At 35.7% G+C, this 12,430-nt stretch carries 8 protein-coding genes and 1 pseudogene; 5 read left to right on the top strand and 4 right to left on the bottom strand.

The window, feature by feature from the left end:
• The 5 genes and pseudogenes from AT685_RS08410 to AT685_RS04785 form a co-directional block, all read left to right on the top strand.
• A pseudogene (locus tag AT685_RS08410) lies at positions 1–234 on the top strand (hypothetical protein); the annotation flags it as partial.
• 6 nt (positions 235–240) lie between these two features.
• Complete coding sequence (locus AT685_RS04800; RefSeq protein WP_072151766.1) at positions 241–1,263, top strand: Gfo/Idh/MocA family protein; 1,023 nt, start codon at positions 241–243, stop codon at positions 1,261–1,263.
• A 38-nt stretch (positions 1,264–1,301) separates the two neighbouring features.
• Positions 1,302–2,738, top strand: a complete 1,437-nt coding sequence (locus AT685_RS04795; protein WP_072151765.1) for a CCA tRNA nucleotidyltransferase — start codon at positions 1,302–1,304, stop codon at positions 2,736–2,738.
• Positions 2,707–5,172 (top strand): DUF5916 domain-containing protein, encoded by a 2,466-nt coding sequence (locus AT685_RS04790; protein WP_072151764.1) that lies wholly within the window; start codon positions 2,707–2,709, stop codon positions 5,170–5,172. The genes AT685_RS04795 and AT685_RS04790 overlap by 32 nt, the downstream gene beginning before the upstream one ends.
• Positions 5,173–5,189: 17 nt before the next feature.
• Positions 5,190–7,583 (top strand): S9 family peptidase, encoded by a 2,394-nt coding sequence (locus AT685_RS04785; protein WP_159420482.1) that lies wholly within the window; start codon positions 5,190–5,192, stop codon positions 7,581–7,583.
• 46 nt (positions 7,584–7,629) lie between these two features.
• Here AT685_RS04785 and AT685_RS04780 read toward each other — a convergent pair whose 3' ends face one another.
• From AT685_RS04780 to AT685_RS04765, 4 genes are all read right to left on the bottom strand, one after another.
• Positions 7,630–8,973, bottom strand: coding sequence for a DUF1302 family protein (locus AT685_RS04780; protein ID WP_072151762.1), 1,344 nt, complete (start codon positions 8,971–8,973; stop codon positions 7,630–7,632).
• 14 nt (positions 8,974–8,987) lie between these two features.
• Entirely contained in the window at positions 8,988–9,788 is an 801-nt protein-coding gene (locus tag AT685_RS04775) for a DUF3108 domain-containing protein (RefSeq protein ID WP_143713128.1), read from the bottom strand.
• A 1-nt stretch (position 9,789) separates the two neighbouring features.
• Positions 9,790–10,521, bottom strand: coding sequence for an outer membrane lipoprotein-sorting protein (locus AT685_RS04770; RefSeq protein ID WP_072149803.1), 732 nt, complete (start codon positions 10,519–10,521; stop codon positions 9,790–9,792).
• Between the two features lie 21 nt (positions 10,522–10,542).
• A partial coding sequence (locus AT685_RS04765; protein ID WP_200741662.1) for an efflux RND transporter permease subunit occupies positions 10,543–12,430 on the bottom strand: 1,888 nt, incomplete at its 5' end.

Below are 12,430 nucleotides of genomic sequence, written 5' to 3'. Positions count from 1 at the left end.
TCAGCTGGAAATTATTACTTTGTCAAGAAATGGCTTAAGCGTGGAATTTATGATTATCAATATGTCATTGGTTATTACGATTATACCAAAGATGAGGTCGTTGTTGTTGATTGGCTTGGACTTGAAGGAAATGATTGGCAGACGAGCAATTCTTACTATATTGTTGTTTATTACAAAGATCCGCAATTTGGTGGATTTGATAGAATAATTGGTTTTACAAAAATTAAGGGTTAAGAGATTATGGGAAAGGTTGATATTGGGGTTATAGGCGTTGGTTATCTTGGTAGCATTCACGCAAGAATTCTTTCAAAAATTTCGTCTGCAAATTTTGTGGGTGTATATGACATAAATGAGCAAAGGGCGAAGCAAGTTGCAAACGAAACTGGCGTTAAAAGTTTTGCAACGCTTGATGAACTACTTGACAATGTAAAAGCAGTTGTGATAGCAACCCCGACGACAACGCATCGGGAGATAGCGCTTTATTGTTTGATGCGTGGAATTCACACTTTTATTGAGAAACCCATAACGGATGATGTGGCTGGAGCAGATGAAATAATAAAAGTTGCCCGAGAAAAAAATCTTAAAGTCCAAGTTGGGCATGTTGAAAGATTCAACCCTGCTTTGCTTTCGCTTGCGGACTATAAAATTAGCCCTGTTTTCATTGAAACGCATCGCCTTGCTCAGTTTAAGCCAAGGGGAACAGATGTAGCTGTGATACTTGATTTGATGATTCATGATATTGATATAATTTTAAATCTTGTTAAAAGCGAAATTGAAGAAATAAAAGCAAGTGGTGTTGCTGTGATTTCTGATTCAATTGATATAGCAAATGCGAGAATACAGTTTAAAAATGGATGTGTTGCAAATGTCACAGCGAGCAGGATTTCAAGAAAAAATGAAAGAAAGATGAGGATTTTTCAAAGAGACGCTTACATTTCAATTGATTTTCTTCAAGGTGTGGCGGAGATATTTCGTCTTATTGATGAGGAAAACAGCGATGAAAATCTTAAACCAACTATTCTTCTTGGTAAAATTGAAGAGGGTGCGAAAAAAAGAAAAATTGTTTATGAACGGTTAGAGATAAAAGATGTTAATCCAATTGAGATGGAACTTGTTGCGTTTATTGATGCGATAGTTCATGATAAGCCAACGCCAGTAAGTGCGGAAGATGGAAAACTTTCACTTGAAGTTGCGTTTAAAATTATTGAAGAAGTTGAGAAACAACAAAAAATTGTAAAAGAAAAAATGTCGCTTGATATTTAAAAACTAAATTTAAAACAAAGTTTAAAGTGCTTACTTCTATGGATATATTTCGTGATGTAATTGAAATAGAAGATGAGGTTGTTAAGTTAGTTGGAAAAATTGCGGATGAAAATAACTTTGAAGCATATGTCGTTGGTGGATATGTGCGTGATCTTTTTCTTGGCAAAGAAGTCAAAGATGTTGATTTTCTTGTGATAGGGGAGGGGATAAAATTTGCAAGGATTGTCGCAAAGCATTTTAGAAAAAAAGTTACAATCTACGAGCAATTCAGAACAGCAATGATAGCGCTTGAGGATAGGAAAATTGAATTTGTTGGGGCAAGAAAAGAAAGTTACCGCAGGGATTCAAGAAAACCAATCGTTGAAAGTGGAAGTCTTGAAGATGACCTTGCAAGAAGGGATTTCACAATAAATGCGATCGCAGTTTCAATAAATGAGAAAACATTTGGCAAAGTTATAGACCCGTATAACGGAAGGAAGGATCTTATTGACAAGATAATAAGAACTCCGCTTGATCCCGAGAAAACATTTGATGATGACCCTTTACGAATGATGAGGGCAGTAAGATTTGCGTGTCAACTTAACTTCACAATAGAGGAAGGGACGCTTTCGGCGATAAAGAAGATGAAGGATCGTTTAATCATTGTTTCACAGGAGAGGATCACGGATGAGTTTTTGAAGATAATGCAATCGCCGAAGCCATCAATTGGGTTGAGATTAATGCAGGAAACCAGCCTCATGAGCGTCGTTTTACCCGAGGTTGCGGAACTTGAAGGAACTGAACAAAGGACGCCTTATCATCATAAGGATGTTTTTCAACATACCTGTCAGGTTGTTGATAATCTTGCTGGGGTAACAGATAATGTCTGGCTTCGGCTTGCTGGTTTATTTCATGATATAGCAAAACCAAAAACAAAGGCATTTAAAGAGGGTGTTGGATGGACTTTTTATGGACACGATGTTCTCGGTGCGAAAATGGTTCGCTCAATTTTTAGAAGAATGAAACTTCCAATAGATAAATCAAAATATGTTGAAAAACTTGTTCGTCTTCATCTTCGCCCAATGGCGCTTGTGGATGAAAATGTGACGGATTCCGCAATTAGAAGATTGATCGTTCAAGCAGGTGAAGACCTTGATGACCTTATAAAACTTTGCAGAGCTGACATTACAACCCGAAATCCAAAACTTGTGGAAGAATATTCACGCAATTATGATATAGTTGTTCAGAAAATTAAAGAAGTTGAAGAAAAAGACAGATTGAGGGCATTTAAATCACCCGTGGATGGGAACGAGATAATGCAAGCGCTCGGTTTGAATCCTGGACCCCTTGTTGGTCGTCTAAAAAAAGCGATAGAAGAAGCTATACTTGAAGGAGTAATTCCAAATGAACATGATGCTGCCTTTGATTATTTAATGAAAATAAAAGATCAAATAATCGCTGAATATGAATCTGAAAAAAGAGCACATTCTGATTAAATTACTTTTCTTAACCTTGATATTTAATAATTTTTCAGCTGGGCATAATTCTCAGAAAAAAACTGCTGTAGCAATAAAAGTCAATGAAGAAATTAAGGTTGACGGTGTCCTTTCCGAATCGGCATGGGAGAAGGCAGTGTCTATTTCGGATTTCGTTCAACTTGACCCGTATGAAGGCGAAAATCCAACCGAGAAGACCGAAGTTAAAATTTTATATGATGATAAGGCTATTTATTTTGGATTTATGCTTTATGATTCGGAACCCTCAAAAATAACCGCACGACTGACAAGAAGAGATAGGGATATTGAATCAGATAAAATCAATATAATACTTGACACATTTCACGATCATAAAACTGCTTATTTCTTTTCTGTAAATTCCGCAGGTGTCAGGGTTGACGGTATAATTACAGGCGATGGTTCAAGATTTGATACTGAATGGGATGGAATATGGGAAGCTGATGTTATGCTAAGTGAAGTTGGGTGGGTGTGTGAGGTTAAAATTCCATTTGCAACCTTGAGATTTGCTGATGGTAAAGAGTGGGGTGTTAACTTTGAAAGATACATAAGCAGAAAAAAGGAACTAATCCAATGGGCTTTGATCTCAAAAAGAGAAACTGGAAGGGTATCAAAAATTGGACATCTTGTGGGATTAAATGAAATTAGCTCGCCGAAAGGCATTGAAATTTATCCTTACGCTGCTCCAAAACTTATATTTTCACCTGAAGCGGAGTTTAATGCTAAAACAAAGGATTTCAAGTTTGATTTTGGTGTTGATTTAAGATATAAGATAACAAATGATTTTGTTTTGAATGCAACATTTAACCCTGATTTCAGTCAAGTTGAGGCGGATCAGGTTGTTTTAAACTTGACAACTTATGAAACATTTTATCCTGAGAAAAGACAATTTTTCACAGATGGTTCTCAATTTTTTAACTTCGGTGCGCCGGGAGGTAGGGGTGGTGGAAGAAGGTTTGGAGGTATGCAAATTTTCTATTCACGAAGGATAGGAAAAAAACCATCTGGATTTCCAAATGTTCCAGATGGCGGGAGAATTGTTTATTATCCTGAAAAAACAAAAATTATAGGTGCAGTTAAGTTAACAGGAAAAACTCAAGATGGAATTTCAATTGGTTTTATAAATGCTCTAACAAGTGCTGAAAAAGCTGTAGTAAGTGATTCGCTCGGGCGTGAGTTTAAAGTTACGGTTGAGCCGTTTGCAAATTACTCTGTTCTTCGTTTTCAAAAGGATATAATGAATAATTCTGCGTTTGGAATGATATTAACAAATGTATCAAGGGATGGGGTAACCCCAAGTGTAACTGGCGGATTTGATTGGGGTTTGAGGTTTGTAAATAATACATATGCCTTTGATGGATTCCTTGCTTTTTCAAAAACATCAAGAAATAATGGGAAACCAGCAACCGCAGGCAGATTTTCAATTGCAAAAATAGCAGGTGAAAGTTTCCTTTATTCAACAAGTTATGACTATACAGCAAAGGGATTCTATATAAACGATGTCGGATTTTTTTCACGAGATAATGATCATGGGGGATCAACGGAGTTGAGATTTAAGCAGGACATTCAACCATTTTGGATAGTAAGACGCTATTACGCTGGCGTTAGGTATAATTACAGATGGAATTTTGATGGTGCTATGATTATGCGTGGGATCGGCTTTGATCAAATGATTGAGTTTTTAAATTATTGGACTTTTTCAACTTTTGGTTTTTATAGTCCGTGGAAAGTTTATGATGATAGGGAAACAAGAGGAAACGGACTTTATCTTGGAAAGGACAGATATAATGTTAATTTTTCATTGCGAACTGATTCAAGAAAAAGCGTGATATTTGATTTTGAATATGGATTTGGGAAATGGGGTCTTAAAGAAAAAGAAGATATTAAAAGATGGCAAAACCGATATGAGATAAGCATAATATTCAGACCAGTTGATTGGATAGATTTTGAAATAGGAAGCCAATTTAGATTTGTTAGAAATGAGGAAGCATGGGTTGAAAATATAGCAAATGACGAAGGAACAATAAGCATTTTTGGGGATAGATCAACAGATGAATTTGATCTTACATTAAGGGGGACTGTGACATTTACACGGGACTTAACATTTCAAGTTTATGCTCAAACCTTTGTTGCGAAAGGACATTATGAAAACTTCAAGGTTTTAAAAACTCCCGAGAGCCTTGTGTCATATAATTATACAGGAAATCCCGATTTTAATTCGCAATCGTTTAATTTAAATTTTATAGTTCGCTGGGAGTATAAACCCGGGAGCGCTTTATATTTCGTCATCACTCAGTCAAGAAATGGTAAAGATGATAATTATTTTAGAAGCTTGCGCAATGATATCATTCAAACATTCAAAACCCCAGCAATTAGCGGAATTTATCTTAAAATAACTCACGGATTAATAATTTAAAAATGGAGGTGAAAAACATGAGGAAAATCATATTTTCTCTCATTGTGATTTTTTTATCTTTTTCTTTGCTTTGCGCTCAGGTGCAGAAGAAAAAGTTCACGATTCGGGATATGCTTTCAATCAATGTCCCCTCTCAAATTGATATTTCCCCCGATGGGAAAAATATCGTTTTCGTGCTTTCAAAGGTTGATTTTGAGGAAAGTAAATATAACACAGACCTTTACATTATTTCAAGCGATGGTGGTGAAGTTAGGCAACTAACTTTTTCAAAAGAAAATGAGAGAAATCCAAAATTTTCACCAGATGGTAAGTTTATAGCTTTCATTTCAAATCGTAAAGCGAACGCCGATGAAAAGGAAACAAAAGAACAAATATGGCTTCTTCCTGTTGATGGTGGTGAAGCCTATAAATTGACAAATTCACCTGAAGGCGTCATCTCATTTCAATGGTTGCCTGATTCTAAAGGTATACTTTATCTAACGCAGGAAACACTTCCAAAACCAGAAAAAGAAAAAAAGGAAAGGGATAAAAAATTAAAATTTGACCCGACAATTGTTGACAGGGAAAAATACCGGAAGGAGTTTTATATAATTGATGTTAAAACGAAGAAAGAGAGAAAAATTTTCACGGGGGATTACGGAATTGACCAATTTGATGTTTCCCCAGATGGCAAGTTAATCGTTTATAATACAAATTACACGGGCGATATTGATGATAGCAAGAAATTTGATCTTTGGATTTTAGAAATTGAAACAGGTAAATCAAAGCAACTCACAAAAAGACCTGGGGGTGAGAGACAACCTAAATGGTCACCGGATGGGAGATATATCGCATTTGTTGCTGATCTTGACCCAAAATTTACATACTCTCAGGAAGAGCTTTTCATCGTTGACCCACAAACGGGCGAACTTAAAATTTTAACAGAAAATTTTGACGTTGGGATTGTTGGATATGAGTTTTCAAGATCTGAGCCCGGGGTAATTTATGCGAGAACCGCAAGCGGGGTTTATACGCATATTTATACAGTTTCAATTGATGGGAAGGTAAAGGAATTTCTCGGTGGTGAAAAAGTTTTCGGCGATATTGCTGTATCTGATAAAGTTATTTCATTTTTAATTGAAGATAAATATAATGCCCCAGATATATATGTTTTTAAGAATGGGGAATTGAAAAAGCTAACAAACCTAAATCCACAGCTTGAAAACTTTACATTTGGAGAACAAACAGTAATAAGATGGAAAAGTTTTGACGGATGGACAATTGAAGGAATACTTGTAAAGCCAGTTAATTTTGAAACGGGTAAAAGATATCCTATGCTTGTTGCAGTCCATGGCGGACCTTATGGAAGGATTCAAAACACACTTCGTCAGTATTACAATCTTCAGGTGTGGGCAAATGAAGGTTATCTTGTATTCGCACCAAATTTCAGAGGAAGCTCTGGATATACAAACAAATTTGGAATTTCAAACTTTAAAGACCTCGGCGGTGGCGATTTCAAAGATATAATGACAGGGATTGATTACATAGTGAAAGAGCTTAAAATTGCTGATGAAAATAAACTTGGCATATTTGGCGGAAGCTATGGTGGCTATATGACAAATTGGGCTATAACTCAAACAGACAGATTCAAAGCTGCTGTTTCAATGTTCGGGATATTTAACTTGATTACTGATTATAGCAATTCATATCTGCCAAGCTGGGAACCAGATTATCTTGGCGATTATTATTGGAATAACCTTAAAATTTATCTTGAACGTTCACCGTTTTATTATGTTAAAAACATTAAAACGCCTGTTTTAATCATGCACGGAGATGAAGATCCCAACACCTTCATAAGTAATTCAAAGGAAATGTATCAAGCGTTGAAGCATCTTGGCAAAACAGTTGAATTTGTTCGCTATCCACGGGAAGCTCATGGCTTCAGGGAGCCAAATCATAGAATAGATGAGTTTTATCGGTGTCTTGAATGGTTCAATAAATATCTTCTTGGAATTGAACCAGATAAAAAGCCAATTGTCCGAGTTGATGAATGGGTTAGGGCGGATGGATGGGAGATAAAAATCGTAAAGGTGAACAAAAATGTAAATTATTCAGGTTTTGATACGACGAGAAAATTCGTTGAAATTGAACTTCTTTTCAAAGCAGGTGAGAACGCAAAGCCATTTGAAATAACAGTTGCAAGCGACTTTACACTTTTTGACTTGGCAGGGAACAAGGTGAGTTCATCGGGAATTCCCGTTGAGGTCAGTGGGGTTAAAGGATTATTAACTGGCGATATAAAAACAACCCTTGAAGCGAAGGGGGAAAATCGCTATTATCCGCTAAAGCTTGCCTTTGATGTGGTAAATTTGAAAGGTGAGATGAAATTTAAAATTTCAAAGTTTCCGCAGTTTGAGTTTCTTATTGATTAAAAATCAAAAAATGGGCACACCGCTCAAGGTGTGCCCGTTTAAAGCTTTAAAAACTGTATTTAACCTTTAAATAAATCTCGTCCCTGTCACTTAACTTGCTAAAAGTCGTCTTTCCTTTGCCATCAATTATCCTTCCACTGATTATAAATTCTAAGTTATCAACGGGGTTATAGGTTATCTGCGGATTATAGATGAAAGCATAATTGCTCTTAATGTTTTTCAGAGCCTTGAACTCAGCTCCACCACTTAAGAAGTTAACTTTTAACCTATCGTTCATAAATTTCCTTTCAAAATTGAAGACGATATAATTTTTTAAATTTTCCCGACCGCGCTCGTGGAGAAAACCATGAAGATATTGAACATTAGCGTAGATCCCGTTTTTAAATGTATAATCAAGTCCAAAGACAAACCTTGTATAATTTTTCTTGTCAAGAATTTTATTAAATGTGGTATATTGGGGTGTTTTGATTGCTATTTCAAGGTTAACTTCCTCAGGATAAAATATCCCAGCTTCGCCCCAGATGCCCACTCCCTTTATATCGCCTGTAAAATCAAAGCCTATGATTTTCATTCTTGGGAAGAAAAGATAAACCGAGTCAGGAACAGATCTATCCGACGGCATCGGCATAAAAGAGTAGATGGTTTTGTAAGGTATTGGAATATCATCCCTGCCGTAGACATAACTTATTGAAAAGTCAAAACCTAAAATATCTTGCTTTGATATCTTCAAACCCAATTTTGAACTTTCTTTGAGTGATGATTCAGGATTTTGAATTTTGATTTTTTCATAGAGCTCTTCAAGATTGGGAAAATCCGTGGTGAAAAATTCGTCGGCAAAAATTTTAACCCAATTTCCTCTTGGTAAGACAGCGGGGGTAAAAGTTGGGATGAAAACTGAAGTGATTGTGAAGCTCCCAGCGTAATATGAAAGTTTAATTGCATTTGAACCAAGATGTCGCCCATAGTCCCAGATATCTTCAAGGTCATCTGGGTTCAGATTATCTGTTGGATTTAGTTTATCCGCAGTTCCCCATGCGATTCTTTGTCTTCCGATTTTTAAATCAAGATTGTCAATTAAAAAATCTTTCACATCAACATAAGCTTCGCGAATCTCAATGTTAACTGGTTCAACATAATTCTTATCCGAAAGATCAGATAATTTCTTTACAGCGCTTGAACCAAAATTCCTCAGCCATATTTCGGAGAAAAATTTTGTCTTTTCAAATTCAACTTGACCTGTTAGATTAAGGCGATATTCTTCCCAAGATATTGTTTTATCTTTTAATTTTATTCTGTCATCTGTTTGGATGTATCCGTTAATTTGAAGGTTTTGTGAGATCGTAAGTGAGATTGAAAGAAAAAACAGCGTTAAAATTTTAATGCTTCTCATATTCCTGTTGGAATTTAATTTGTTTTTAAAGGTGGATTCCATCCACTTTTTTCCCATTTTGAAAGTTCAAGCCGAACAACGCCAAGAAATGTATTAAATGTTGCTTTGATCGGAACCCTTGCCCAATCATCTGACAGCCATCCACTGAACTCACCCGTTATCCCAGCAAGCTCTTTGCTTACAAACGATGCATACCCGTTAAATTCAATCGTTTGAATTTCTGAATCAACCGATGAAATCTTAACAATCTCCTTTTTTTCAGGAAAGTCAAATCTCACATTTTCAATTCTAACGATAAATGGAGGTCGCTCAAATTTTTCCTCAGTTGCAAATAAAAGGGGAAGGTAAACCATAACCCCTGTACCGCATAGTTTTCTCGTTGCGAAAAAGGCTGTTATTCCATGGTAGTATCTATCAGGACGAGAAATTGACTTTTGCCCAATAATCTCACCATTTCTCATATCAAACTGCCTTGCGATTATCCCATTCCCTTCCCTTGAAAAAACAGTTTTGAGTGGAACGCCACTTTTGACTTCATAGACATTAAGGTAGCTATCAAACAGGTTCTCTTTGTGAAATTTGCTTTCAAATGTATAGTTTACACTTACAAAGAAGATGTAGGGATTTGATTCAACATGAATTTTTGAATAAACGCTATCCCCCTCAACCCTTGTCCATACCCTTATCTTTCCAAGGTTTAAAAACTTCCAATAGACATCATACTCAAGGTACTCTGAACTGAATTTAAAATTATCTGCTGTCAAGTTGGTTAAGAGGCACAGTTTTAAAAAGATAAACGATAAAATGAATTTCATTTCACCGCTCAAGATTTCTTAGTGTGAAGATGTCATCTTTTAAGTTTGTGTCAAATTTGATATCTTCAAGAACAAGCTTTGTCGTATGGTTTTTTGTAACATCTTTCATTTCGGTTTCAAGCGCAACCCAGTAATTGCCAATTTTCTCAATCTTCCTTCTCGTTAGAATTTTACATAAGTTTCCCGCTTTGTCATAATATTCAATTTTTTCAGGATAGAAGTTATCAACTCGGGCATACATGATAAGCTTTGAGTAATCACTTGTTCTCCCTTTTCTTGGTGTTAATTTCAAAACATAGTGAGTTTCATCTTTTCTTAAAAGTTCTGGTTCCCACTTTTCTGAATAGGTTAATGCTTCCATATCTTCATATGTGAAATCAGTTCCAGCGAAGTTTTGGTTTTTAATATGTGAGGCAATTCTTCTGCTCTTTTTGAAAGCGGGAAGATAAACATAATTTACATCCTCAGGTAGCGACAAAAAACCAATTCCTCTTATGTCCGCTGGCTCTGTAAATTTAACCAACCTCTTATTCGTTCCCTTCTGATACATCAAAGCTTCACGATGGGTTTCCCTGCCATTTTTGTCAATTAATGTGACCTTTGATTTATAAAATTGGTCCTTTGGAGCGTATGATACTTCATCAACCTTTTTCAAAATTTCAATTGCGCTAAGCTGTGCAAGTAATGTGTTAAAGGATAGAACTAAAATTAAAGTATAAATCAGGTAACGCATATCTCGCTTTTTCTTTTTGTTTTAACTTAGTTCAACATGTGTTTCAAGTTCAACTTTTTTGAGAGACTTTTTCAAAAATCGTGGTTTCAAAGTTAAAATGAGTGCAGGAAGCAAAATGAGAGTTGCCCCACCTGATAAAAACATCGTCAGCAGAATCATTATCCCAAACCTTTGCAATGGTATGACGCTTGCAAAAATTAAAACTGTAAAACCAAGCGCAACTGAGAAAACATTTATTAAAATTGCAGTCCCAGTTGTCTCAAAAACTTTGCTTATGGCTTCTTCAAATGAATAGCTTTCTTTAATTTCAACTTTCAACCTGTTGATGAAATGAATTGAATAATCAATTCCCATCCCAAGAGAAACACTTGCAATTAAAACGGTTGCAATGTCAAGTGGAATTCCGTAATATCCCATAAATCCATAGGCGACAACAATGGTCAGTGAAATTGGTATAATTCCAATTAGTCCTCCAAGGAATGTTTTCATCTGTAATATCATTATCAAAAAGACGAAAATGAGAGCAAAGATTAAACTTTGTATTTGGCTTTTAATTATAGCATCGTCAAGGTGCTTATAAATCAATGGCATACCAGTTTGTTCAAATTTGATATCAATTTCTTTATCGGGGATTGAATTAAAATAATTCTGAATTTTTTGAACGAGGTTTGAGACTTTGTTTGAACTTGCGTAAGTCACCATCGCTTGAATAATGGCTTCATCTTTGTCTGGGGAAACAAGTTGGCTAAAAATTTCTTCGTTTTCTATTAAAAACATTAAATTCGCTATTTTCTCCCTTGTTTCGGGAAGTTTTCTCCCCTCGCCCATCACATAGTTCATCTCTTCAATTATATCTGCTATTGATTGTGGGTTATGAACATCTTCAAGGTTTTTGAGAAAGTCTTCAACTTTTTTGATCTCGTTCAAAATTTTTGGATCTTGCACATCCCCTTTGATAAGGATGTAAAGAGGCAGTGAACCACCAAAGTTTCTCTTGAGCATTTCCTCTGTAGCCCTGACATTCGTTTCTGGCTTAAAGTATTCAATTATGCTCACCTCACGGCTGATTTTTAAAATTCCAATAGTTCCGAATATGACAACTAAAACTGTGAAAATCAAAATAAAATGTCTGAACCTTGAGATCATCTTTGTAATTTTTACTACAAATTTTCTATCTCCTTGAGTTTCCAAAACCCTTCCGAGTTTTCGTTCGTGCTTTAAAAGTGAGAGAATTGATGGGATTAATGTAAGCGATATGATAAGGGAAAAGAAAACGCCAATGCTTGTGAAGATTCCAAATTCTTTTATCATTGTTAAGTAAGAACCCGAAACAAAGGATAAAAAACCAGCAATTGTTGTGATCCCTGCAAGAAAAACAGGTAAAGCAATTTCGGAGAGGGCAACTTTCGCCCTTTCCTTCGGATGGAGTATGTTTATGTCTTCTCTAAATTTATTCACGATGTGAATTCCATACGCACTTCCAATTGCTGTTAAAATTACGGGTATTGAATTTGAAATTATCGTCAAGGGTATATTCAAAGCTGACATCAATCCAAGCGTCCATATTATGCTCATCACAACGCAGAGAGATGGTAAGATAACTCCTCTTAAGTTTCTAAAGCTGATTAACAAGATTAAAATCATCACTATGCCGACAAACGGTGTTAATATCTTTAAATCGTCAATTATAAGTTTGTTCATATCAACCATTTGGAAGGGCAATCCACCGTAATATACTTTGCCGTTTATCTTTTCCCCTTCAACTTCCTTTTTTATCTTCTTTGCAACCTCTGCCTTATCCACACCATCTTTTAATTTGCATAATATCAAAGTTACCCTTGCATCTCTTGAGATGAGGTTTTTGTAAAGATCTTTTGAAAGCACATAGCTTTTAAGTTCGTTTAACTTT

Origin of the sequence: Candidatus Kryptobacter tengchongensis (genome assembly GCF_001458555.1) — a bacterium.
Lineage (GTDB): Bacteria > Bacteroidota > Ignavibacteria > Kryptoniales > Kryptoniaceae > Kryptonium > Kryptonium tengchongense.
Note: the sequence above shows the minus strand (reverse complement) of the source record. Positions and strands in the feature narration are given on the sequence as shown.

What these genes read in the sequence shown, in the direction of transcription:
- AT685_RS04785 (WP_159420482.1), top strand. Translation starts at nt 5,190, where the DNA reads ATGAGGAAAATCATATTTTCTCTCATTGTGATTTTTTTATCTTTTTCT.
- AT685_RS04775 (WP_143713128.1), bottom strand. Translation starts at nt 9,788, where the DNA reads ATGAAATTCATTTTATCGTTTATCTTTTTAAAACTGTGCCTCTTAACC.
- AT685_RS04795 (WP_072151765.1), top strand. Translation starts at nt 1,302, where the DNA reads ATGGATATATTTCGTGATGTAATTGAAATAGAAGATGAGGTTGTTAAG.
- AT685_RS04800 (WP_072151766.1), top strand. Translation starts at nt 241, where the DNA reads ATGGGAAAGGTTGATATTGGGGTTATAGGCGTTGGTTATCTTGGTAGC.
- AT685_RS04780 (WP_072151762.1), bottom strand. Translation starts at nt 8,973, where the DNA reads ATGAGAAGCATTAAAATTTTAACGCTGTTTTTTCTTTCAATCTCACTT.
- AT685_RS04770 (WP_072149803.1), bottom strand. Translation starts at nt 10,521, where the DNA reads ATGCGTTACCTGATTTATACTTTAATTTTAGTTCTATCCTTTAACACA.
- AT685_RS04790 (WP_072151764.1), top strand. Translation starts at nt 2,707, where the DNA reads ATGAATCTGAAAAAAGAGCACATTCTGATTAAATTACTTTTCTTAACC.